This is a genomic window from Martinezella tropici, from assembly GCF_003287875.1.
Taxonomy (GTDB): domain Bacteria; phylum Pseudomonadota; class Alphaproteobacteria; order Rhizobiales; family Rhizobiaceae; genus Rhizobium; species Rhizobium tropici_C.
In genome coordinates, this window is sequence record NZ_QMKK01000032.1 from 22,642 (window position 1) to 46,243 (window position 23,602).

The window sequence follows — 23,602 nt, forward strand, 5'->3', positions numbered from 1 at the left end:
TTGCCTTCAGGCCGCCCCGCCATTCCGCTCGATCGCATATTGAGCGCAGCGCTAAGGATCGCAGACGAGGAGGGTACGCAAGCCCTCACGATGCGGCGCCTCGCCAGTGAACTCAATTCCAGTACAGCCATGCTCTACCGGCACTTTGAGAGCCGGGCGGATCTGGTCCTGCAGATCGTTGACTACGTGTTCAAGGAAGCGGAGCTTTTTGCTTTACCCTTCCCGCAAACGGACTGGCGACAGGCATGTCGCTCGTTGGCGCGACGCATGTTCGCTGTTCTGGGCCAGCACCGCGGGGTGGCTCAGCTTCTGCTCGAGGCGACACCGAACGGACCCCATGCGATGGTCCTGCGTGAACGCTGCCTGGCCATGATGCTAGACAACGGGTTTGCGCCCCCTCTCGCGGCGCGCGCCTATGCGACCCTCGCGCGCTTTGTCCTCGGATTCGCGATCCAAGTCGGCCGGCAGGACGCCGCACAATCCGCAGCCTTCCATCAGCTGGATCGAGCCGCCTTCCCCGCAACCTACGCCTTAGCGGATGAACTGCCGGTGCCACTCGAGGAGGAGTTCGCATTTGGGCTGGACCTGATGATCGCGGGCCTAGAGGCTTTCACCTTCTGACAGAAGGGTATGCTGCGTATGCGAACTGGCTAGCATTCGGCCAACCAGAATCACTAACATCATGGAAGACTGGCTCCGCTTCCTGCGAACTGAGATCTACGGCGTTGGTGCATGGGTCACGGAAAGAGCGAATTTCCGTCTTTGATGCTACGGCTATGCGATAGCGAACTTGAGCCGGACGGATTTCAGGCGTGCGCATGCCAGCATTCGATTGAGGATAGCGCAGCCGATGGCGACCTCCGTCTGCTGTGCTACGAATGAGCGCGCCCGCAACCGGCGGCCGATGATGGATTTGTAGCGACCGATCGTGGTCTCGACCAATGAGCGTTTGCCGTAGCCGGTGGCGGCCTGCCACTTCATCCGGCCATCGGCGTTGATCGTCGCGATATGTTGGTTTCGTTGATTGGTGGGATCGTCATGCTGACGTTCCACCGCATTGGCGCGCGGCGGGATAACCACGGCAGCATCGGCGCTATGCCTGGTGACGGCGTCGTAGGTCGGCTCACCCTCATGGGCGCCATCGGCCATGAACTGCCGGATCGGCATGTCAATCTGATCGAGCAGCGGCTCCACCTGCGAGGCGTCGCCGGCATCCCGGTCCGTCATAACGTGAGCGATGATGTCAGAGCTGTCGGCATCCAGCGCCAGATGCAGTTTCCGCCAAGCCCTACGGGATTTGACACCATGCTTTTCCTCCAGCCATTGGCCAGCGCCGTAAACTTGCAGCCCTGTGCTATCGATCAGGACGTGGACAGGCCCTTTCTCCGGGATGCGATCATCGTACCGCTTGTTCCACGCTCTCGGTTTATTTGCACGACGGCTCAGGGTCGTGTGGTCGGGAACGGCGAGATCCAGCCCAATCAGCTTCAGCACGGAGGTCAAGAAGCCTTCGGCCTGCCGCAGCCGCAAGCCGAACACCAGTCCCAGCGTCAGGGCAGTCTCGATCGCCAGATCGGAGTAGCGCGGCTGGCCACCGCGGGTCGTACGCTTCGGCGCTTGCCAGGACGACACCGCCTCCGGCGTCATCCAAAGCGTCAGGCTGCCACGCCGACGAAGACCAGCTTCGTATTCCGCCCAGTTCGTGACCTTGAACTTCATCTTGCCGATACGATGGCGGCGGCAGGCGTTGTGTTTGAAAGGCATCGTTGTGGGACAGACCGATTATTGCGATAGCCGACCACATACGACACCGCATTTAACGATCCGCGCACCAACGCCGTGATGAGTTGCTCCTGCAATGGAATGAGATCGAGGATATGTTGGCTGTTACACATTGAGCATAGGCATTTTTCGAGCAACCAGACCGGTTTACGCGTTTGTCGCTGGCGCGTTGTCCAACTGGTATGCCCAGAGCGGAACTTGGCGTTTGCATCTATTATATTCCTTTCAGGAACTAAATTGCATGACTATTAATCGCTTTTCTTGAACTTGCTTAAGCCATAGCTTTTTGAGACATCGACAGCCAAGGCAAACACAATGTCTCTTCAAATATCAAATCGCGCGATTGCACTGAAGCCTTCTGCCAGTATCGCGGCCAAGAAAATGGTCTTGGATCTGCAGGCGCAAGGACACAAGATCGTGGACTTGACGATCGGTGAACCGGATATTCCAACCCCTGCTCATATTGTTGAGGCTGCAGTTGCTGCGATGAAAGCAGGGGACACCCACTATACCCCGTCTGCCGGGACGCCAGCGCTCCGCGCCGCCATTGCCGCCCATATCAACCGGGAAAAAGGGTTACCGGCCAAGCCCGAGAATATTGCTGTTGGCTGCGGCGCCAAACAATTAATTTTCGAAGTCTTTTCGGCGACGCTCAACGAAGGTGACGAAGTGATAGTGCCGGCTCCCTACTGGGTATCCTACCCCGACTTAACGACTCTGCACGGTGGCAAGCCTGTGGTCATAATTTGTGGCGAAGAGGTAGATTTCAAACTAACGCCAGATGCGCTTGAAGCGGCAATTACCGAAAAGACCCGCTGGCTCGTTCTCAACACGCCGAATAACCCGTCCGGCGCCATCTATTCCCGTGACGAGCTTTCGGCTCTGGGCGAGGTTCTGCGGCGCCATCCCCACGTGTGGGTGATGACGGATGAGATTTACGAGTATCTTTCCTATCACGACGAACGCGCGCCGAGCCTTATTGAAGTCGTGCCGTCACTTTTTGATCGAGCAATCATCATCAACGGCATGTCCAAGGCCTACGCCATGACTGGATGGCGCGTCGGCTACGTCGCAGGCCCAAAGGCGCTGATCGACGTGGTCGTCAAGATGTTAAGCCAGAGCACAACGTGCGCAAGCTCGATCAGTCAGGCCGCCGCGGTCGCAGCGCTGATGGGCGATCAGGCTTGCGTGCGTGAAGCGACCGCAATGTATCGAAGCCGTCGCGACCGAATGGTCGAGATCCTGTCGGATGCGCCGGGCTTGTCGCCCCGTGCGCCTTCCGGGGCTTTCTATTTGTTTATGTCCGTCGCCAATTTGATCGGCAAAAAGACGCCTGGCGGTAAGGAATTGCGCACCGATCGTGATGTCTCCCTCTACCTTCTGGAGCAGGCCAAGGTGGCCGTTCTAGACGGGTCAGCTTACGGCGTTTCCCCCTATCTTCGGCTTTCCTTCGCGGCCTCCATGCAAGTCGTCGAGTCCGGAAGTCAAGCTATCGTGGCAGCGGTCAAGGCTCTTCGCTGAGCAGCGTCGTGTCGCACTCAATCCAGAAAGAATTTCAATGATCGGAAACCGGATACTCCCAAGCGCGCCGCAGGCAGATGCCGAGCTCATCTCAGCCTATGCCAAGTCCTCGACTGCAATTATAAGCGACAACCTCGCTCGACTTCCGGGCGTCATCGGTGTTCGACCTTTTCATAAGGTCAATGGCACGATGGCCGGAACTGCTTTGACAGTTCGTGTAGCCGCAGGCGACAACCTGCTGATCCACAAGGCGCTCGATCTTGTTCGTCCTGGCGATGTCGTCGTCGTAGATGGTGACGGCGAAACCAACCGTGCTCTCATCGGCGAGATCATGGCAACGATTGCGCAAACACGAGGCGCGGCCGGCATGGTGATAGACGGCGCGATCCGCGATGCCGGAGCCTTGGCGAAATCGGAATTTCCGGTGTTTGCCCGCGCCGCCATCCATCGCGGACCCTACAAAAACGGCCCAGGCGAGATCAACGTACCAGTTGCGATCGGCGGCTTTGTGATCGAACCGGGAGATATCGTCGTGGGAGACGAGGACGGCATTGTTGCCTTTCCGCAGGCAGTTGCTGTCGAACTTCTGAAGGCTGTCCATGCGCAGGAGCAAAAAGAAGAAGACATCCTGCGCAGCATTCGCCAAGGAACTTATACCGGCGCTTACGGAACGCCAGCATCACCTTGATTTTTGACGATTGACGGATTTTGCTGATACGTGAAGGTGTGTACGATCTTTATCTGACTGGATTGGAACGCAGCCCGCGTGATTACCTTCAAACAGCTTGAAGCAATTTACTGGATAGCCGATCTCGGGAGCTTCGCAGCAGCGGCCGCGAAGCTCAATACGACGCAATCCGCCGTCTCGAAGAGGGTTCAGGAACTCGAGCAACAGTTCAACGTCGAGATTTTCGACCGCACCAAGCGTACCGCGAGATTGACGGAAAAGGGCGCGGAAGTACTCGATTACGCCAAGCGCCTCCTGGAAGAGCGCGATCAATTCGTCGAACGAGTCAGTTCCAGTCAGGTCCTCCTGAGGCGTTTCCGCATTGGCGTAACCGAGCTCACGGCAATGACATGGCTTCCCGGCCTTGTTGGTATGATCAAGACCGAATACCCGCGCGTCAGCATTGAGCCTGAAGTCGAGCTCAGTGCCACACTGTTCGATCGGTTGATGGACGACACGATCGATATGATTGTCATTCCCGACGTCTTCAACGATTCTCGCTGCGTCACCGTGCCTCTCAAGGCGGTCGAAAACGCATGGATGGCCGCTCCAAGCCTCTATAAGGGGGAAGAAGAGCTTTCCATGACTGAGCTGGTTAATTTTACCATGCTTGTCCAAGGCAGTAGATCAGGTACCGGACTTGTGTATGGCCGTTGGCTGTCGAGCCATGAGGTCGCTCCCTCGAAGACTATTCACTGTGAAAGTCTCGTGGCACAGATTGGCTTCACCGTGTCAGGCCTTGGGGTGAGTTACCTGCCGGTACCAGTCACGGCAAAGCTTGTCAAAGACGGCCGCTTGCGACGCCTGCCGATGAAGACCCGGCTGCCGCACGTGCGGTATGCCGTGCTATATCGAACAGACCGTAGCTCGGACTTCAAGAAATCAGTTGCCGGTTTTGCCGAGCAATGCTGCAATTTCGAAACCTTCTTCCTGCCAGCATAGTCAAAGCCGGGACAGGGAGACGATCTCGGCACCCGCTTCCAGAACGGCTGAGCGTATGGTTTCGCCAAGCTGTACGGCGCCCGGCGTATCGCTGTGGACGAGGATTGACTGGACAGACATCTTGATCTCCTGCCCATCCACGGTCACCACCGTCCCATCCTGTAACAGGCGGATGATCCGCTCGCGGATCTTCACTGGGTCTTTTACGATCGAGCCCTGCTTCCCACGAGAGACCAGCAGGCCCCGTTCGTCATAGGCCCGGTCGGCCAAGAACGAATTTACAACGTTCAGTCCGTGGATTCGGGCCGCCTTTTCCGCCTCCGTATTCGGCAAGGCCACGAATATGAGGTCGCGATTGAAGGTCCGGACGGCTTTGAGCAAAGCATCGGCGACATCGGCATCCACGAAGGAAAGATTGCCGAGCGCGCCGTGGAAGTTGGCGTGGGTCAGCCGATGCCCGGCGGCATCCGCGACGGCTGTCAACGCACCGAGCTGATAGAGCGTCATCAATTCAAGCTCGCGCGGCGAGAACGCCATGTTTCGGCGGCCGAAGCCCTGCCGATCGGGATAGCCAACGTGTGCGCCGACATCGACATTGTTCTTTAGCGCCAACTGCACGGTGCGATCCATGACCACCGGATCGCCAGCGTGATAGCCACAAGCCACATTGGCGGAGGACACCAGAGACAGAATGCTCTCGTCGTCGGCAGCGCTGTAGATGCCGAAACCTTCACCGAGGTCGGAATTGATATCGATCTTCATCGCGCACTACCTTGTTGTGGAGTGATTAGAAAAACCACGTCGCCGTAACCGACCAGTGCCTTCTCGCGGTATCCGCAGCTTTTTAGAGTTCCGCGTTGTGGAGCGCGAATGGCCTTCATAACTGGTCCGAGCCGGACAAACCCAAGAATCTGCCCCTCATTCACCACCATTCCGTCGCCGATCAACAGGTTTTCCGGCTGATGAAACTCGCCGAAACTCGGCGCATGGACTGCTTCCGAGCGAGGCTGTTCGGGTTGAGTCCCTTTGGTCGAAGCCGCTCGGAATTTGCGGCTCGCCGGCTTGAGCTTTAGCGATATCCTCGCCTCACCATCGCACCACTCCAGCTCGGAGACGCCATGTTCTGACGCATAGCGAGCAAGTGAGACAAGCTCGGCATTATCGAGCAGCTTCAGTTCCTTGCCGTTAGCCATTACAATGCCTTCCTGCTCTTGCCGATTTGCGAAAACACCGCCGCCATGCCAGCATTCCGGTCGCAAAGTGCCCCGATTGCCTCTTGGCGGGAGACCTCGACAAAGCGCAGCTTGCCGCCTAGCCTTGCCTGGCCCAAGCGCCAGAGATCAGCCGCAATGACAACGCCGATCTTTGGGTATCCGCCGCAGGTATTGGCATCACTGAGCTGGATGACGGGTTGGCCCGACGGTGGCACCTGGATCGTACCAGGCATGATGCCGTGTGAGCGCAGTTCCAGCTTGGCTTTCAGGTCCAGGACCGGTCCAGCCAGACGATAACCGATACGGTTGCTATCCGGTTGGATGGTCCAGGCCTCGTCTCGAAACAAATTGAGCGCCGTGTCCTCGAAGGACGAGTATTCGGCCGCAGCGAGAAAGCGCACGGAAACTTCGTCAGGATAGCCGGCCTCGTAGAAGGATGAGAGCGCGCGCGGATCGAGACCGAAATCGGAAGCGATCGGCAAGGTAGCCGGCGTCGTGAGCGGTAGCCGGTCTCCAGCTTTAAGGGGACGTCCGCCAAGACCACCGAAGCCCCCCTTCATATCAGTGCTGCGGGAGCCGAGAACCGGCTCCACGACAAGTCCGCCGGCGATCGCGAGATAAGTTCGCATGCCATGCCGTGGAGCGGTTGCCTTGAGAACCTGCCCCGCCTTGGCGTGAGCAGACCAGAAGGGTGGAATTTCGACACTGTCCAGCTTTACGGCACAATCGGCGCCGGCCAAAGCGAAGGCGGTATCCTGTTCGAAGCGGATTTCGAACGAGCCGATCGTGAATTCGATCGCAGCCGCTCCATCGTCATTGTCGACAAGCCTATTGGCGATGATAAGCGCGAGCGGATCCATGGCGCCACAAAAGCCGACGCCGATATCATAATAGCCATGGCGACCAAGGTCCTGGACCGTCGCCAGCGGGCCGGGTGTGACGATCTCGATCATGGTTTCAAACTCTCAATGCAAAAGCGGATGACGTCACCCGGTGCCAGAAGCGCCGGGGACGAAGCGGCAGGATCGAAAAATCTCAGATCCGTCTTGCCGATTATGTGCCAGCCGGAAGGCGACGTCTTGGAAATGACCCCCGCCTGCGCGCCGCCGATCACGACTGACCCTGCTTCCACCCGCGTCCGCGGCATTTTGCGGCGCGGCACGGCAAGTGACAGATCAAGGCCCGCCAAATAGCCGAAACCCGGTTGGCTGCCGAGGTTGAATACCGTGTAGCGGCCTTCGCTGTGCCGGCGGACATAGTCCTCCGGCGAAAGTCCGACGACCTCGGCGACATGACCAAGGTCGATCCCATGCTCTCCGCCGTAATGCACCGGCACCTCGATCTCCCGACCAGCGACGCTATACACACGAAGCCCGTTCCAGCAGGTCTCGATATCCTTCAACGCCTCAGCCTCACCGATAGCGGCTGGATCGATCATGACGAGCAGGTTGTTCATGCCGGGCACGACTTCCCGCACGAAAGCGCGGCCCTTCAGTTGCTCGGCAAGCGCCCAGAACCGTTCCTGCAGTTTGAGATCGATCGCTGCGTGTCCAGTGTCGCAGAGAATGGCCTGCTCGCCCATCCAGCTCAGCTTGAGGGGCTCAATCGTCATGGCGGCGCGTCTCCAGCCAATGTTCGAGGTGGTGGATACCGAGATTGCCGGCGACGAAATCCGGGTTGGCCATGATATCACGATGCAGCGGGATGTTGCACGTGATGCCGTCAAGAACGGCCTCCCCGAGTGCTGCCTTCATGCGCGCAATCGCCTCGTCACGACTTTCACCATGGGCAATGATCTTTCCGATCATGCTATCGTAATGCGGCGGCACGACGTAACCGCTTTCCACATGGGTGTCCACACGGATGCCTGGCCCGCCTGGCGCATGCCAGTGCTGGATACGGCCGGGACTGGGGCGGAAAGTGTAGGGATCTTCCGCATTGATCCTGCATTCGATCGCATGTCCCTGCCGAGCGATGTCCTTTTGTTCGAAGCTGAGGCGCTCGCCGCCTGCGATACGGATTTGCCAGGCGACGATATCGATGCCCGTGACGGCTTCCGTTACCGGATGCTCCACCTGAACGCGGGTGTTCATCTCGATGAAGTAGAAAGCTCCGTTTTCGTAAAGAAACTCAAAGGTCCCTGCCCCGGAGTAGCCGATGCTGCGGCAGGCGGCTGCGCAGCGCTCGCCGACTTCCGCGATCAAATTGCGCGAAATGCCCGGTGCGGGAGCTTCTTCGACGACCTTCTGGTGACGGCGCTGTAATGAGCAATCGCGCTCGCCAAGCCAGACAGCATTGCCGTGATTGTCCGCCAGCACCTGAATTTCCACGTGGCGCGGGGCTTGGAGAAATTTCTCCATGTAGACGGCGGGATTGCCGAATGCGCGTCCCGCTTCTTCTCGCGTGGTGACGATGGCTTCAGCGAGTTCGTTGGCGGATCGGACGATCCGCATACCGCGTCCACCACCGCCACCAGCTGCCTTGATTATAACCGGATACCCGATCTCATCTGCCATGTGAGCACAACGGATCATATCGTCCGGCAGTGCTTCGTCGCCGCCGGGGACGCAAGGAACACCAGCCGCCTTCATCGCCCGCTTGGCCGCGATCTTATCGCCCATGGTTTCGATCGAGGCAGCTTTGGGGCCGATGAAGGCCAGACCAGCCTCCTCCACGGCTTTCGAAAAGGCCGCGTTCTCCGAAAGGAACCCATAGCCGGGATGGACAGCATCTGCCCCAATGAGTTCGGCGGCCTGTAGTATTTTCGCGATGTTGAGATAGCTATCCCTTGCCGGCGCCGGGCCGATGCAGAGGCTCAGACTCGCGCTCTTCGCGTAAGGCGCATCTCGATCCGCATCGGAAAAAATCTGGACGGACTCGATGCCCAGAACCCGGCACGCGCGTTGAATGCGAACGGCAATCTCACCTCGGTTCGCGATAAGAACCCTCTTCAGCATTAGCCTTATTCCCTAACCGGAAGAACGGTCACGATGCGATTTCAAACAATGCGGCGCCAGCTTCAACCGAGACACCATTTTCCACAAGGACAGCGGAAACGTCGCCGTCTTCAGTCGCCTTCACGGGCGTCAACATCTTCATTGCCTCAATCAACGCCAATGTCTGACCTTGGGTAACCTTGGCACCCGCCTCCACGAATGGCGGCTCGCCGGGGCTTGCAGAGCGATAGAATACGCCGGGCAACGGCGCTTCCACCATGTTATTGTTGCTGCGAGAAGGGGTGTTGGGCGGAACAGATTCTACCTCTTGCGCGGCCGCGGTCGTGTAACTCTCTGCCGACGCGTATCCGTTTGTATTGGAAGCTGCCTGCTTCACGATCCTCAGGCGAACGTTTCCCTCGCTGTATTCCAATTCGGAAACGGCAGCTTCGTCCAACGCCTTGATAAGGGCTCTAATCTGTTCGAAGTTCATTTCATCACCTGTCAAAAAGGCGCCGCGTGCATAACGACGCCTTCATTTAAATATTTGTCAGATGGCTTTACGGTGGGCAGCGGGCGCCGTTGACGAACCATCCAGCGTATCGGCATCGATCTCTTCGAGGCTCTTACGGTTGGTTTCCACGGCAAGCGTTGCGATCATCACGGCTTGGACGACAAGCAGCGCTGCTACCGTGCCTACGACTGCCAACAGACCACCGGACTGGACGAGATAAACCGAAACAAAGGGTATGCCAATCGAGGTCAGGCGGCCCGCTATGACTGCCCAGCTGGTCAGGCGCATGCGTACTTCTGTTGGGAACAGTTCCGGCAGATATCCAGCCTGGATGACAGAGACGAGGAAGTACACCAAGCCGAACATCAGGAAGCCGAGTGCGGTAGCGATCTCCTGCGATTGTACCAGGGCGAAGCATGGACCGATGATGGCACCAAGAACCGAAGCTCCGATGATCGCGGGCTTGCGACCAATGCGGTCCGTCAAGAAATAGGCGGCAAGCGCACCGGCAGGACCGCCAAAGGTCATGAGAACGGACTGACCGAGCGACTTGTTGATCGGAATGCCTTGCTTGGCAAGGAAGGTGGGAAGAAGAGCGATGAAGCCATAGATGGCAGCGCTCTGTACGATTTGCGTCACGGCGCCAATCGCTAGCGGCTTGTGGAAACGGGCTGCGAGAGGATTGATCTTACCGAGGGAGGCTGCTTGCTGGGAAGGAGCGATAGGGGCAAGTTTTCCGACACTTGTTTCGGATTCGATCTTGGTAACGATCGCATCGGCTTCCGCCTGCTTGCCGTTCCGTTCCAACCAACGTGGAGACTCGGGAATATTCTTGCGGGCAATGAAGACGATGAGCCCACCTACGCCGGCGATGATGAACATCGCCCGCCAGCCAAGTAATGGGATGACGATCCAGCTTGTCAGCGTCGCAGCAAAGAGGCCGAATTGAGCGATGCAGGAGAGCAATGCAGCCCAGCGACCGCGATGGCTTGGCGGTACAAATTCGCTCAACAGTCCATAACCGATAACAAGCTCTGCACCCAGACCGATACCGGTCACGAAGCGCGCTCCGATAAGCCATTCCATCGTCGGCATGAATGCGCAGGCGATCGACGACAGACCAAAAACCAGAAGATTGAACTGGTAGGTAAACTTGCGACCGTAACGGTCACCGAGGATGCCGGCCATGACAGAGCCTAAGAGCATGCCGAATGCGGTGGCCGAAAGAAATGCGGCGTTCTTGTCGACCGTCGACCATCCATCCTGAACGAGGGCGCCGAGGACGGAGTTCGCGAGATAGATGTCGAAGGCATCGAAAAAGAGGCCGGCTCCGACGAGCATCAGAATTCTTTTATGGAAGGGCAGAATTGGCAGCCTATCCAGACGCTGTGAGACTGTGGCGGTTTGCATCGGTTTGTTCCCCGTCTATAATTATGGGGAAAGAATGACAAAACCCAATCGCAAGAAAAAGCGATATTAACGCATCTCGGATTATCGCTTTTAGGAATGTGAAGGACATTCTTCGAGTTGGCGATGAAATTGTGCTACACGAATGTCTAGCGCTAGATAGCCAGAAATTGTTTGATGGCGTTTCTCTCGATAGCTTGAACTTGCGCACCTTGATCGCCGCCGCCGGTCAAGGCAGCCTGCACAGCTGCAGGACGTGTTCTGGGTGAGCGCAGTCGATGGTCAGCCAGTCGATCTCCAATCTGGAGGAACAGTTAGGCGCGCCATTGTTTGAGCGTGTCGGTCGCTTCCCGCAGTTGACACCCCAGGGTGCCAACCTGCTCAAAGATGCCCGGCAGCTGGTCGACGACGCCGATCGATCGGAGGCGAAGGCCAGGAGCTTTTTCCGCCGGGCTTGAGCCCGAGCTTTCCATCGTCATCGACGTCATGCTCCCGCAAGGCTACCTCACCGATGCCCTCGCCGGTTTCAAACAGTGATTCAGATCGACACGCTGCGCTTGCATATAGAAGCTCTTGGCGCAGTTGCGCAGATGGTGCTTGATGGCCGACACGCACTCGGCATAAGCGGAATACTCCCGGTCGTCCCGCCAAGCGTGGCCGCTGAGCGCCTGTTCAGTTTCAGCAAGAGAATGGGTGACGATCGTGGCATCCGGCTCGCCGTTGGCCTCGTCTGGCATTCGGACATCTTTTGCCGCGCGGCGCACTGGGTTCCGTCCCTCCCCTGCCGCCAGGACCTGGCCAAGGAGAAGTTCGTGCACATCGGCGGAGATGACACCGGCACGATCCACCGCGCTGACGATAGCAGTTGCCGAGATTACCGGCAGCGAGGTTCGCAAATGCGCCGTTCTAAGCTTGCCGACGAACGTTACGCAACCCACGAAGGCTCGGCGCAGGGCACCGGCCGGTCCGTATGCAACTGGACCTCGAACTCTGCCTCGGTCTTGCTTCTGATTTCCGCAAGGGTGACCCCTTCGGCAATCTCGACGAGCGCCATCTTGGGCGGCCCCCTCCTCGCGACTTCGAAAACGGCGAGGTCAGTGATGACGAGATCGATAACCCGGTGGCCGGTCAACGGAAGAGTGCATTCCTTGAGAAGCTTAGACTTTCCCTTGGCTTCATGTTCCATGACGACGACAACCCGCTTGACCCCAGCAACCAGGTCCATGGCTCCGCCCATACCTTTCACCATTTTGCCCGGAATCATCCAATTGGCGAGATCGCCACTTTGAGACACTTGCATCGCACCCAGAATCGAAAGGTCAATATGTCCACCTCTGATCATGGCGAAGCTATCCGCTGAGGAAAAAAAGCTTGTCTTTGGCAGAGCCGTAATGGTTTGCTTGCCGGCATTGATGAGGTCTGCATCTTCCTCTCCCTCAAAAGGAAAAGGCCCCATCCCCAGCATGCCGTTTTCGCTCTGGAGGGTGACCTCCAGTCCGTCGGGAATGAAGTTGGCCACCAATGTGGGAATGCCGATGCCAAGGTTAGCATAGAAGCCATCTTGCAATTCTTTCGCGGCCCGCGCCGCCATCTGTTCACGTGTCCAGGGCATGTCAACCGATCTCCATCTCGCGGGAACGCACCGTGCGCTGCTCGATCCGCTTCTCCAAATCCATCACATGAACGATCTTATTCACGAAAATACCCGAGGTATGGACAGCGTCTGGGTCCAAGCTGCCGTCGGGCACCAGAAGTTCCACCTCTGCAACTGTCATGCGGGCCGCAGTCGCCATCATCGGATTGAAGTTGCGGGCTGTCTTGCGGTAAATCAAATTGCCTTCGTGATCCGACTTCCATGCGTGGATCAGGGCGATGTCAGCCACAAGCCCGGTCTCCAGAATGTAATCGTCATCGCCAAAACGTCGGCACTCCTTCCCCTCCGCGACAAGGGTGCCTACACCTGTTTTCGTATAGAAAGCCGGGATCCCCGCACCGCCAGCGCGGATTCTTTCGGCAAGGGTTCCTTGGGGATTGAACTCGATCTCGAGTTCGCCAGCCAGATACTGCTGGGCAAAGAGCTTGTTCTCGCCAACGTAGGAGGAGATCATCTTCCGTACCTGTCGCGTTTCAAGGAGGGTACCCAAACCGTAACCGTCAACCCCGGCATTATTCGAAATGACCGTGAGGTTCCTGGCGCCGGACAGGCGGACAGCCTCAATGAGTGTGACGGGTATGCCGCATAACCCAAAGCCCCCGGACATTATTGTCATTCCGTCGTGTAGCTTGCCGGCCAGAGCTTCTGTCGCATTGACGCACGTCTTCTTCATTTTTCCTCCGTAAGATCGCGCTCCAATGGGACGTTCCCAAAAGACAGGATCTGGCTGCGATGCTTTAACGTCGATCATCAGCTTCCATTTTCTGTCAACATTGCCACCGCCCGGCACCATCCGGCCGAGCCGCCACGAATCTTGACCGGCAGGCACGAGATTGTGAAGCCGCGCGCCGGCAGTTGATCGAGACAAGTTAGCTTTTCCATATGCAGAAAGACGCCGTCTCGCCCTGCTTTGTGGCCTTCCCAGATCAGACCGGCGTTTCCGGTGGCAGCGAAGCGCTTGGCGGTGATGGGAAACGGTGCATCCCAGGACCACGCGTCGGTGCCGGTGATATGCACGCCTTGCGACAAAAGCCAGAGGGTCGCTTCACGGCCGATGCCGCAGCCCCGGCCGATATAATCCGGCCGCCCGTAGGCTGCGCCGGCGGAGGTGTTGACGAGGACGATGTCAGAGGCTTTTAGGGGAGCGCCAGTTGCTTCGACGGCGGCGCGGATTTCGTCGGCGGTGGCGACATGACCATCCGGCAGATGACGAAGATCGAGCTTGACGCCGGGGCGGATGCACCAATCCAGCGGAACTTCGTCAATCGTCCAGGCTCGCTCGCCACCATTCATGGTCGAGGCGAAGTGCCAGGGCGCGTCGAGATGCGTGCCTGCATGCGCCGTCAGCGTCAGTTGCTCCACCGCCCAACCTTCCGCTCCCGGCAAGTCTGCCCGGTCAAGGCCCGGAAAGAAGCGCATCACCTCTTCTGTGCCGGCCTGATGATCGGAATAGACAATTTTTGGTCCGAGCCCGGGTGGATCGGCGGGCGTCTCGTTGTCGATGGCGACGGACAGATCGACGATTTTCATGGTTAGTCTCCAGATATGGCCGCGCGGGCCAGCGATTGAAGATCGGCGTCTCCGGCAATGCCGAGGCTGCGCGCCAGCGAAGCGTCGATATCAGGCATCGCCCCGAACAGACGGGTCAGCCGTGTGTCGTCGCCCCATTGGATCGACGCCGGTCGTCCCTCGACAGCTTCGATGGCCTGAACCATTTCCGCCATCGAAGCGCAGAGCGCCGGGGGCAACAGCACGGTCGGCGCATCGGATTGAAGGTGGGAGGCTTGCAGAAGCGCTTCCACCGCGGCAGCGCGGGACATCCACCAGCACCGCGCCAACGCCGGAACCGGGCTTGAGAAATTCTCGCCTGCACTGATGTTGTGAAAAATCTGGCTCATGAAGGCGGAACCATGTCCGCTTTCGGCCGGTGGGCGCGCCACAAGCCCCGGAAAGCGTAGGCTGATTGCCGATAGCTCTCCCCGACGGGCGAGGTCGGTTAGAAGGATCTCGGTCATCAGCTTATGGGCACCATAGGACAACCCCGGCGAGGTCGGCGTCGCCTCCGATATGACCTCCGCAGCGACATCGCCGTAGACGGCGATCGAGGAGGCGAAAACGAAGCGCGCCCCGCGCCGGCTCGCTGCCGTTCGCCATGCGAGATCCAAGGGCGCGACCAAATTGATCTTGTGACCACGCGCCTGCTCGGCCTCCGCCTGGCTGCCTGGCATACTGGCGAGATGATAGACAATATCAAAGCCGGGTTCGAACAGGGTGTCGAGAAAATCCGATTGCGTCAGATCGCCGGGCATCAAATCGGCGCCCGCGATCTGGGCGGACTTGCCGACGAATCGGCGGTCCGTCAGCGTTAACCGGCTCAGGCCCGCAGCCGTATTGGCAAGCCGCCGGGCGAGACCGGAGCCCAGAAAGCCATCCGCGCCAGTGACGAGAACGCGCATCAGGCCTTCACCACCCGCTGATCGATGATGCCGAACGGGGTCGATCCATCGGGAAGCCGCGCCTCCATCCGGACCCGGTCGTCCCAGGTGAGGAATGGCGTGACGGACGCGCCCTGATCGAGGAGCTCGATCACCCGGATTTCCGAAATGCATGAGGAGCCGGCACCGCGATCCGCGTTCGAGACGGTGCCTGATCCGAGGATAGTGCCGGCAGTCAGCTTTCGGGTACGGGCGCAATGGGCAATGATGTCGCTGAAGGAAAAATGCATCTCCGCGCCGTTCGCACGTCCGACCTCGCGCCCGTTAATCGCCACATGGAGCGGCATTTTCACCCGCGCGTCTTCCCAGAAGGGTGCGATTTCGTCGAGTGTGATCGCGAGTGGAGCGAAAGCCGTGGAGGGCTTGGCCTGCAGCCAGCCGAAACCGGCGCGCATCTCACGTGGACCAAGTTTGCGCAACGACCAGTCATTGATCTGCACCAGAAGCCGGATATGCGAGACGGCCTGTTCGGCACTTGCCCCCATAGGAACGTCAGATACGATCACCCCGAATTCGCCCTCCATGTCGATCGACAGGCTGTCGTCAGCAAACTCGACGTCATCGACGGGACCGCGCAGATCATCGCTCGCCCCCTGATAGACCAAGGGAATGGTCTCGAAATCCGGATTCACCGGATTGTCGAAAGCCTTGTCCATCAACCGGCCGTGGTTGAGAAAGGCGGAGGCGTCGAGCCATTGCGGCGCACGCGGCAAGGGCGCCATGCAACGCTCCAGTTCAAAACGCGTGGCGAAGGCTTCCTCGCGGGCATTCAAGCGCTCGTCAAGCGCCTTGAGGCGTGGTGCAACTGCGTCCCAGTTTTCGACCGCTTCCAGCATCGTCGAAGCTATTCCGACCGCTGGCGCGGCCACCGCCAGGTCTTTCGAGACCACCCATAGCTGGCCGTCACGGCTGCCGTCTTTATAGGTCGCGAGTTTCATTTCAACCTCCGAAAGATGTTTTGTTCCGATCAGTAACCGGGACCGGAAAGCGTCTCGGCGATCGCAGGCTCGTAGATGCCATCGATCAAAACGAACAACATGCGGCACATCCGACCGGAGCGATTGGCCCAGGCATGGTTCGTGCCGCGCTGGATGACAACCGAACCTGGCTTCAGAAGCGCCTCGCCCTTGTCGAGCACCAGCGTCATTTCACCTTCGATCACCACGCCGTAGTCGATCGATTGGGTCCGGTGCATTAGCGGATGGGGGGATTGTTCAGTTACGGTCGATGCGGCTTCATCGCCGATTTCCGAGAATGCCGCGCCCATTTTCGACGCACCATGGGCCAGAAATTCCTCAGTGTCAGGGGGAATATCGACGAAGCGAAAACGGGTGCCGCGGCTTGGGGGCGGCAGCACAAGGGGCCCGATGGTGGGATCCGCGCCATTTTCAACGAGAACCGGCGCACCCGACGTAGCCCACACCTCGTGAAACACCGTGCCGGGAATGGCGTCCAGTTCCACAACGGTCGGCAGCGGGCCGACATGGGCCACGAATGAACGGCCCGCGTTGTCATGGCCGGTCACCACCCGGGTGATCGCGGGAAACTCGGTCATGCGGTCCTCGCTTTGGTGAAGAAAACGATCGAAAGGATCGCGACGGCCACCCCCGCTGCCCCGAGTGCGCCGAAGCCGAAATTCTGGCCGAGAGCGCCGCCGACAATCGGGCCGAGCGCCGCGCCGATCATCAGCATCGCTGGCGTGGCCGCCACGGCCCTGCCCGTTCGATCGAGACGGGCGAGCAGACCGAAGGCGAAGGTGTGGGTGAAAATCTGGATCGCGACGAAGAAGGCGGCCACCGGCGCCCATAGCGCAAAGACCGTGGCGCTCGTCACAATCACCGCGAAGACAGCCTGCACCGCGGGGCCGATCTGGACCACGGTCTCGGCGACCAGTCGTCTCTGCAGGATCGCCGCCAGCGGCGAGGGAATCAGGAAATTGACAATGCCGAGGGCGATCAGCACACCCAACACGGCGTCAGCGGGAAAGCCCCTGAGCTTTCCAATCACTTCCACGAAAGAAAAGACCATCGCTTGATTGAAAGTCATGATACTGATGCCGAAGACGGTGAACCAGATCGCGCGACCGAACGGCGCCGATGCATGCAACTCACCACGATCAGGATTCTCGAATAGGACGGCGCAGAACAGACAAGCTATGGCCATGAAGAGGCCGAAAGCCTGGAACAGAGCCTCGCGGCCAAAGGCGATCAACAGCTGCGGCAGTACGCCGAGCAGCACAATGCCAAGAAGACCGATTGCGATGCCGGCCACAGCAAAGAGACGATGGGGATTGTTAGATTTGCCGATCGCGCCGTGCACCATCGACAGCCCCGTGCCGACCGCCAGGCCCGCGACCAGATGGAGCGCAGCCAACTCCACCAAGCCGCTTTGCGTCGATGCGATGAAGAAGGCGAGCGCGGCGACGCCATAACCGACGGTAGCGGCCAGTTTTTGATTGATCCGGTTGACGCGCGGCGCAACGAAGAGGCTCGCCGCCACCGCGCCCAAAAGAAATAAGGTTACGATGCCGCCTGCCTGTTGCGGACTGAATCCGAACCGTTCGACAAGCGCGCCGACCCAGACCGGCAAAGCAGTGAGATCGAGCATGCCCGCGCAGTGAGCCACCACCAGCGCTGCCGTTCCGCCCATGCCGTATTTTTGTTCCGTCATTTATGATCCTCCTGAGCCGGAGCGACATCACGCGCCCGGCCCCTGGTTCCCCGGTGTCGTTTCGCCTGCTCAGATGACTTCGGCGAGCGTTTTCATAGAGGCGCCCATGATCGCCGCGTGCTCCTCGCGGCTACCGCCGTGGATCTCGATGTCGGCCAGACGCCCTGAATTCTCGACTACCATCCGACACCGCTCCCAGCGCCGGGCCTCGAAGGCCGCCAGCGCCTCATGCACGGTTGCGGCATTTCCTACTTCCTGCGCCAGCACCATGGCATCCTCGATGCCGATGCAAGCTCCTGCCGCCAAATGCGGCGTGGTCGCGTGAACGGCATCGCCAATGAGTGCGACGCGTCCTTTCCGCCATGGACGCGGCATCAGCATTTGTTCGAGCGGGCGATAAATGACGTGATTTTCCTCGGACAGTTGATCGGCGATGGTTTGGATGATCGGCGAGGGAAACTGCCTCAGAAGCGCGCGAAGCGTCTCCACAAACGTGTCCGGCGCCACAAAATCGTTGACTTCCTTGTCCTCGGTCAGGAAGAGGTAGGCCTTGTCGGTTGACACGCCGTTGATACCGACCTTGAGCTTCGAGCCAAGCCACATGGTGACCGTGGTGATCTCCGCGGACCGCGGCAGCACCGCGCGCCAGACAGACTGGCCAATAAAGCGCGGCTTAGGCGCTTCCGGAAACAGCGTAGCGCGAACGCGGGAATAAAGACCATCGGCGCCAATGGCGAGATCATAGTGCTCGGGAGAGCCGTCGCCGATGTCGACCCAAACGCCGTCTTCCCGATCCTCGATCGTCGAAAATGTCGCGCCAAGTCGGACTTTGACACCTGCCGCGACAACCTCTTCCTGCAGGATTTTGGCGAGCGCCGGACGCATGATCCCGCCTCCACCGGGGACGTCGGGACCGGCAACGCGCGGTGTCGGTAAAGTCACCAGAATGCGATCGTCGGGACCACGCATCTGGACGCCGTCAGAGGCAAATCCTTCCTCCATGAAGCGATCAAGAAGGCCGAGTTCCTTCAACACGCGCAATGTCGAGCCATGCAGGCTGATGCCCGCGCCATAGGATCGCCAGCCGGGATCGATCTCGAGAAGATCGACCTCGACGCCCTGGCGCGCTAGCCGCGCCGCTGCCGTCATTCCGGCGAAGCCGCCCCCGATGATCAAGGCTTTGTTGATGCCCGCATTCATAGTGCTTTCTCCTCCTCGGCCAGAGCGGCGAAAACCTCGCCCTCCTCGGTAACCGTCAACTCCACGCGCGTCAGCCCCTGCCCCAGGCAGGGACCTAAGACGCATTCTCCCGTTTCCATGTCGAACAGCGCCCCATGCGAATGGCAGGCGATATGCGTGCCGTCGCCATTCAGATAGGCGTTGGACCGCCAGGCCATCGGCGTGCCCTGCGGATAATGCGGGCAGGCGTCTAGCCAGGCGTGAAGTCGTCCCTCTTTGCGAAGAACAATGATCTTCCGGCGATATCCTCCCACCGGACCGAAGCCTCGCGCTTTACCCTCGCCAATGTCCTCGGTGCGACAGAGACCCACCTGATGCAAGTCCAGCGCCGTCATCGGATCAGGCCTTCGCGCCGGGAGGCGGGCCACCGGGCATCCATTTCTCGCGCATTTCGAACAGCACAATCTGCGACGTCTCCGCGCCCATCGGTGCTTCGCGCGCCACCCAATTGTCGTCGTGCTTGTCCATATCGGCGTCATATTCGACATGACAGCCGAGCGGACTATTGAAATACCAGAACCAGTTCGAGCCGAACTTGTGGCGGCCCGGCCCCCAGAAGCTTTGATAGCCCTTTTTGACGAAGCGGGTACCGGCAACCATCAATTCGGTTGGTCCTCCCATATGGAAGGCAAGGTGTTCGCAACCCTTCATGTATTCCGGTGTGCGGATGAAGAAGAGGGTATGATGATCGTCATTCGCTTTTGGCCGCAGGAAGGGGCCGGCACCTTTCAGCGTGTCGGTAATCACAAAACCGAGCCGGTTGCAGTAGAAGTCCGTTGCCACCTCGAGGTCGGGCACGAAGAGGACGACATGGCTGAGCGTCCGCGGCGCGGCGGGCATTTCTTCCCAAACGCCGATCTCGTTCGGCTTGCGTTGGGCGGGAGCGCCTGGCGCATTGATCTTCTCGGCCGGCATGTTGAGCTCGCGCCGGATCGTCACCTGAAATTTGAGCTCGAAGCCATGCGCGTCACGGGTCTCGATGGAACCGTCGGCAAGGCGGGTGACACGCCGGTCCTTGGAGAGCTCGGCTTCGATCACGTCAAGGTCATCAGCCGAACGCACGCCATAAACCTGCTGGCGCAGAAGATTGGCTGTCGGAAGCGGCATGGGTAGCGACGGGTCGGATTTATGCCGGATGACGATTCCGGTTCCGTCGAGCGCGGCAAACAGGCCGCCAGTCTCATCGACATTGACGGGCTGCAGGCCGAAATCACGGAGGTAGTCTGTGGCGGCGGCGACGTTATCGACGCCGAACACGAGATAGTCGGGTCCGATGATGTTCATGATGATCCTCTCTTGGAGCGGCGCCTCAGCGGCCGGCAAATAATCTGTATTCGCGGGCGATGAGATAGGCGGCGGAACGTCCACCATCTGTCTCGCCCGTTTCGAGCGCCTGGCGGCAATGATGCAGAAGTCGGGCAGCCTCCACTTCGTAGCGCGCCCAGAATTCGTCGACGACGGCAATCGGTCCTGGCGTGACGGCCGTGTTGCGACAGTAGCCGGAATAGGCGGCATCGCTCGAAGAGATACGATCAACAAGATCGACTGCCGCCGCGCCTGCGGGCCTGACGACAAACAATTTCAGATCGATCAATGCGGAAGCCGGCTCCCGCACTCGCTCTTCCGCGAAGGGCTGCCCGACAACATTGGCGTTGTCGACGAAACGCGGTTCGTCGGGGCGTAGGCGCTCATTGTAGAACGGTGTTTCCCGAGACGCCTTCACCGATCCGATATCCTCGAACCAGAGCTGGGTCACGAAATCCAATCCCAAGCACAGAGCAACGGGGGCGGCGTCATCAGCGGCGAAGACCCCGTCCAGCCCATGATTTTGCGCATATTTGCGCGGCGCGTTTTGCGGATCGGCGGCGATGTAATCGAGCACGATCCGGCCATGGACATCCTTCATGTGATGGCGATGCTCTGCGAGGGTCTGACCGGGAGAACGGCGTCCGAACATCATAAGCTTGATCGTCATGCCGCGTCTCCTACCGCCGTGCGTCCGCCAAGAACCTCCGCCACCCAATCGGCGATATAGGCGCCTGCATTGGCGGAATTGTCGAAGCTTGAATGCTGAACACCGCCGGTGCGGGCGTCGAAGATCTTCAATTCGCGCTTCGGGCTGTTGACCAGTTGGTCATAGGTGGCCTGGGCCCAATGCAGCGGGATCTGGCTGTCCTTTTCGCCATGGGTGACGAGGAAGGGAACGTGAATCCGGTCGAGCACGCCGTCGAGATGGACATGTTCAGCGATACACATGAAGTCGTCCATGTCCTTGGCACCCCAGACCCAGCGGACATGCTCCCAGTAATGCGGCACCGGAAAATTGCCTTCCCGGGCGAGGCGCTTCTTCTGCACGTCACGCCAATCGTGGTTGGCGCCCCACACGACGCCACAGGCGAAACGGGGTTCAAAGGCCACGGCGCGGGGGCAGTAATAACCGCCGAGAGAGACGCCTTCCATACCGATGCGCTTCGAATCGATCTCCGGCCGGGTTTCCAGCCAGTCCACCACACGGCTCGCCCAATGCTCGCTATCAAAACGGGCCGTGAGGCCCTCCAGCCGGAGTGCTTCGCCGGTTCCAGGCTGGTCGACCACCAGCGAGGCGATGCCGCGCTTGGCAAGCCATTGGGGAAGGCCGACGAGAAATTTCATTTCCTTGGTGCTGTCGAGCCCGTTGACCTGAACGAGCAAAGGCTGCGGCCCGCTGACGCCCTCGGCCGGCACATAGAGCGCCGAAAGATGCGTTCCTTCATAGGGAATCTCGACGCGACGACAGGAAGAGCCCGACAGTCGCAAACCTTTTTCGAACGTGTCGAGAAAGCGCCGGTAAAGCGCCAGACGCCCTTCCGATCCATGCGCCTGCAGCCGCTCGGCCGTCAGCAAATAGTTGGCGGCGCGGATGAGCTTGTCGCCGGCGGATATCTTTCGTCCCTTGGCTTCGTCTTCCTTGGCGAGTGAAATGAGCTTGTCGCCCATGCTTGCCCATGTCTGGCGAAAGGCCATGACGCCGGCCGCATCAGGGGCCTTCGCGGCCTCCTGGAGGGGGGCGCACATTTCCTCGATCTCCCCGATGCGGGCGCCCATCTCGATAGACAGATTGACCGACAGGTTCCAGACGTAATTTGTGGGGAAATATTTGAACACAATGCCTCCTCAACTCTCGTGTCGGTCACTCTGACGCTTCGGGCGGAACGACTGCGGCGCATACACGTGGCCGATCGATCACTCCCCCTAGGCCGAGATCTAACGAAAAGAAAAACGTTTATGAAATTGGTTGTTTCAATCCATGATATTGATAATCTGAATACATGGAGGAGCGATGCGTTTCAAAAATCTCGATCTCAACCTGCTGGTGGCGCTCGACACCCTGATCCGACTGCGCAATGTCAGCCGCGCGGCGGATGAAATGTTCATGACCCAATCCGCGATGAGCAATGCGCTGGGACGTCTCAGGGAGTATTTCGACGATCCCTTGCTGATCCAAGTGGGGCGAACGATGGAACTATCACCACTTGCCGCTTCCCTCGAACAGCCCTTGCGCGACATCATCGTGCGTATCGACAGCGCCGTGGTCTCGACGCCATCTTTCAATCCTGCGGATTCCCGACGTGTGATCGGCATGGTGGTTTCCGATTACTCGCTGCACACGCTGATCCCGATCTTCCTGGCGATCGTTGCCGGCGAAGCCCCGGGTCTGCAATTCGATTTCAAGCCGCAACAGAATTTTCCGCATCTGCTGCTGGAAAAGGGAGAAGCTGATCTTCTGATCGCACCGTCCGTTTTCTGCTCCACCCACCATCCGGCGGATATACTGTTCGCCGATGAAATCTGTTGCGTTACGGATTCCTCTAGCCGTTTTGCGACGGGAGCGAGAATGACCCGGGAGCAGTTCGAAACCTCAGGTCATGTGGTGATGCGTCCGCCGAATGGCGGGGAAAGCTTCGCAGAACGCGCATGCCGCGAGGTCGGCTTGGCTATCCGAGTGGACGTATCGACGTTCGCCTTTTCCACGCTTTCCGTGCTGGTCAGAGGAAGCGATCGGCTCGCGCTTGTTCAACGAAGTCTCGCGAGAGAAATGGTGAAGACCGGCGGACTCACGATCGTCAATCCGCCTCTGGAGCTCCCGCTCCTCGAACAGTCGGTGCAATGGCACAGTTACCGCTCACGCGATCCGGCACTAACCTGGGTGCGGGAGAGGCTGAAGGTTGCAGCATCCACTTTTGCGACAGAAGGCCTCGAGTAAGGGCGGTCATTCTTGTGCGGTGAGAGGGACAGGAATTGAACGACATCATCGTGAGAGCGCAATCATCCATCGCTGCGAACTATGATTTTTGATCAGGAAAATCACCTTTGCAAATACAAGGCTCGTGCCTAGGCTTACCGAACTCAGTCGACACATTGAACGTGCCCGCCCTGCCCAAGTTTCTGCTTGAGTTAGGAGGCAGGCGACACTTGTGGCGTTGGACTGCGGATCGCTCGGGGGGGGGCCGAGCGATAGCCA

27 protein-coding genes are annotated in these 23,602 nt (G+C 59.1%); 6 read left to right on the forward strand and 21 right to left on the reverse strand.

Features of this window, described 5'->3' with window-relative positions:
* Entirely contained in the window at positions 1-621 is a 621-nt protein-coding gene (locus tag DQ393_RS12780; RefSeq protein ID WP_210209417.1) for a TetR/AcrR family transcriptional regulator, read from the forward strand.
* 153 nt (positions 622-774) lie between these two features.
* On the opposite strand, the gene DQ393_RS12785 is transcribed toward DQ393_RS12780, so the two are convergent.
* Positions 775-1,764 (reverse strand): IS5 family transposase, encoded by a 990-nt coding sequence (locus DQ393_RS12785; RefSeq protein ID WP_112342154.1) that lies wholly within the window; start codon positions 1,762-1,764, stop codon positions 775-777.
* A gap of 333 nt (positions 1,765-2,097) precedes the next feature.
* Here DQ393_RS12785 and DQ393_RS12790 point away from each other — a divergent pair, with 333 nt between their 5' ends.
* From DQ393_RS12790 to DQ393_RS12800, 3 genes are all read left to right on the forward strand, one after another.
* Positions 2,098-3,303, forward strand: coding sequence for an aminotransferase class I/II-fold pyridoxal phosphate-dependent enzyme (locus DQ393_RS12790; protein WP_112342155.1), 1,206 nt, complete (start codon positions 2,098-2,100; stop codon positions 3,301-3,303).
* A gap of 37 nt (positions 3,304-3,340) precedes the next feature.
* On the forward strand, positions 3,341-3,991 hold the full coding sequence (locus DQ393_RS12795; protein WP_112342156.1) for an RraA family protein: 651 nt from the start codon (positions 3,341-3,343) through the stop codon (positions 3,989-3,991).
* A 78-nt stretch (positions 3,992-4,069) separates the two neighbouring features.
* A complete protein-coding gene (locus DQ393_RS12800; RefSeq protein WP_112342157.1) occupies positions 4,070-4,972 on the forward strand; it encodes a LysR family transcriptional regulator in 903 nt (300 codons plus the stop codon).
* Here the strand turns inward: DQ393_RS12800 and DQ393_RS12805 are convergent, their stop codons facing one another.
* The 7 genes from DQ393_RS12805 to DQ393_RS12835 are packed head-to-tail and all read right to left on the reverse strand — an operon-like array spanning position 4,973 to position 11,046.
* The gene (locus DQ393_RS12805; RefSeq protein WP_112342158.1) at positions 4,973-5,734 is read right to left on the reverse strand and encodes a LamB/YcsF family protein; all 762 of its coding nucleotides are present in this window, start codon (positions 5,732-5,734) and stop codon (positions 4,973-4,975) included.
* Positions 5,731-6,165, reverse strand: coding sequence for a hypothetical protein (locus DQ393_RS12810; RefSeq protein WP_112342159.1), 435 nt, complete (start codon positions 6,163-6,165; stop codon positions 5,731-5,733). The genes DQ393_RS12805 and DQ393_RS12810 overlap by 4 nt, the downstream gene beginning before the upstream one ends.
* Positions 6,165-7,139 (reverse strand): biotin-dependent carboxyltransferase family protein, encoded by a 975-nt coding sequence (locus DQ393_RS12815; RefSeq protein WP_112342160.1) that lies wholly within the window; start codon positions 7,137-7,139, stop codon positions 6,165-6,167. The genes DQ393_RS12810 and DQ393_RS12815 overlap by 1 nt, the downstream gene beginning before the upstream one ends.
* Entirely contained in the window at positions 7,136-7,798 is a 663-nt protein-coding gene (pxpB, locus tag DQ393_RS12820) for a 5-oxoprolinase subunit PxpB (protein WP_112342161.1), read from the reverse strand. Before pxpB ends, DQ393_RS12815 begins: the two co-directional genes overlap by 4 nt.
* Positions 7,788-9,143, reverse strand: coding sequence for an acetyl-CoA carboxylase biotin carboxylase subunit (accC, locus tag DQ393_RS12825; protein ID WP_112342162.1), 1,356 nt, complete (start codon positions 9,141-9,143; stop codon positions 7,788-7,790). Before accC ends, pxpB begins: the two co-directional genes overlap by 11 nt.
* A gap of 28 nt (positions 9,144-9,171) precedes the next feature.
* Positions 9,172-9,615, reverse strand: a complete 444-nt coding sequence (locus DQ393_RS12830; RefSeq protein ID WP_146758977.1) for an acetyl-CoA carboxylase biotin carboxyl carrier protein — start codon at positions 9,613-9,615, stop codon at positions 9,172-9,174.
* 57 nt (positions 9,616-9,672) lie between these two features.
* Complete coding sequence (locus tag DQ393_RS12835; protein WP_112342164.1) at positions 9,673-11,046, reverse strand: MFS transporter; 1,374 nt, start codon at positions 11,044-11,046, stop codon at positions 9,673-9,675.
* A 275-nt stretch (positions 11,047-11,321) separates the two neighbouring features.
* On the opposite strand from DQ393_RS12835, the gene DQ393_RS12840 reads away from it, so the two are divergent.
* Positions 11,322-11,501 carry a LysR family transcriptional regulator gene (locus tag DQ393_RS12840; RefSeq protein WP_112342165.1) on the forward strand — a complete coding sequence of 60 codons (180 nt, stop codon included), beginning with the start codon at positions 11,322-11,324 and terminating at the stop codon, positions 11,499-11,501.
* Between the two features lie 42 nt (positions 11,502-11,543).
* Here the strand turns inward: DQ393_RS12840 and DQ393_RS12845 are convergent, their stop codons facing one another.
* From DQ393_RS12845 to DQ393_RS12905, 13 genes are all read right to left on the reverse strand, one after another.
* Complete coding sequence (locus DQ393_RS12845) at positions 11,544-11,939, reverse strand: hypothetical protein (protein WP_245430337.1); 396 nt, start codon at positions 11,937-11,939, stop codon at positions 11,544-11,546.
* Between the two features lie 29 nt (positions 11,940-11,968).
* Positions 11,969-12,655, reverse strand: coding sequence for a 3-oxoacid CoA-transferase subunit B (locus DQ393_RS12850; RefSeq protein ID WP_112342167.1), 687 nt, complete (start codon positions 12,653-12,655; stop codon positions 11,969-11,971).
* A 1-nt stretch (position 12,656) separates the two neighbouring features.
* Complete coding sequence (locus DQ393_RS12855) at positions 12,657-13,370, reverse strand: CoA transferase subunit A (protein ID WP_112342168.1); 714 nt, start codon at positions 13,368-13,370, stop codon at positions 12,657-12,659.
* A gap of 77 nt (positions 13,371-13,447) precedes the next feature.
* Positions 13,448-14,227, reverse strand: coding sequence for a cyclase family protein (locus DQ393_RS12860; RefSeq protein WP_112342169.1), 780 nt, complete (start codon positions 14,225-14,227; stop codon positions 13,448-13,450).
* Positions 14,228-14,229: 2 nt separating this feature from the next.
* Positions 14,230-15,153 carry an NAD-dependent epimerase/dehydratase family protein gene (locus DQ393_RS12865; RefSeq protein ID WP_112342170.1) on the reverse strand — a complete coding sequence of 308 codons (924 nt, stop codon included), beginning with the start codon at positions 15,151-15,153 and terminating at the stop codon, positions 14,230-14,232.
* A complete protein-coding gene (locus DQ393_RS12870) occupies positions 15,153-16,130 on the reverse strand; it encodes a fumarylacetoacetate hydrolase family protein (protein WP_112342171.1) in 978 nt (325 codons plus the stop codon). The genes DQ393_RS12865 and DQ393_RS12870 overlap by 1 nt, the downstream gene beginning before the upstream one ends.
* A gap of 29 nt (positions 16,131-16,159) precedes the next feature.
* Positions 16,160-16,747: a cupin domain-containing protein gene (locus DQ393_RS12875; protein WP_112342172.1), complete on the reverse strand. Its 588-nt coding sequence runs from the start codon at positions 16,745-16,747 to the stop codon at positions 16,160-16,162.
* Complete coding sequence (locus DQ393_RS12880; RefSeq protein ID WP_245430338.1) at positions 16,744-17,841, reverse strand: MFS transporter; 1,098 nt, start codon at positions 17,839-17,841, stop codon at positions 16,744-16,746. The genes DQ393_RS12875 and DQ393_RS12880 overlap by 4 nt, the downstream gene beginning before the upstream one ends.
* 90 nt (positions 17,842-17,931) lie before the next feature.
* The gene (locus DQ393_RS12885) at positions 17,932-19,062 is read right to left on the reverse strand and encodes an FAD-dependent oxidoreductase (protein ID WP_112342174.1); all 1,131 of its coding nucleotides are present in this window, start codon (positions 19,060-19,062) and stop codon (positions 17,932-17,934) included.
* Entirely contained in the window at positions 19,059-19,436 is a 378-nt protein-coding gene (locus DQ393_RS12890; RefSeq protein ID WP_112342175.1) for a Rieske (2Fe-2S) protein, read from the reverse strand. The genes DQ393_RS12885 and DQ393_RS12890 overlap by 4 nt, the downstream gene beginning before the upstream one ends.
* Positions 19,437-19,440: 4 nt before the next feature.
* On the reverse strand, positions 19,441-20,385 hold the full coding sequence (locus DQ393_RS12895; RefSeq protein ID WP_112342202.1) for a VOC family protein: 945 nt from the start codon (positions 20,383-20,385) through the stop codon (positions 19,441-19,443).
* A gap of 25 nt (positions 20,386-20,410) precedes the next feature.
* On the reverse strand, positions 20,411-21,076 hold the full coding sequence (locus DQ393_RS12900; RefSeq protein WP_112342176.1) for an EthD domain-containing protein: 666 nt from the start codon (positions 21,074-21,076) through the stop codon (positions 20,411-20,413).
* Positions 21,073-22,245, reverse strand: coding sequence for an alpha/beta hydrolase family protein (locus DQ393_RS12905; RefSeq protein WP_112342177.1), 1,173 nt, complete (start codon positions 22,243-22,245; stop codon positions 21,073-21,075). The genes DQ393_RS12900 and DQ393_RS12905 overlap by 4 nt, the downstream gene beginning before the upstream one ends.
* Positions 22,246-22,420: 175 nt before the next feature.
* On the opposite strand from DQ393_RS12905, the gene DQ393_RS12910 reads away from it, so the two are divergent.
* Positions 22,421-23,344 (forward strand): LysR substrate-binding domain-containing protein, encoded by a 924-nt coding sequence (locus tag DQ393_RS12910; protein ID WP_112342178.1) that lies wholly within the window; start codon positions 22,421-22,423, stop codon positions 23,342-23,344.
* The last annotated feature ends 258 nt before the right edge of the window (positions 23,345-23,602 follow it).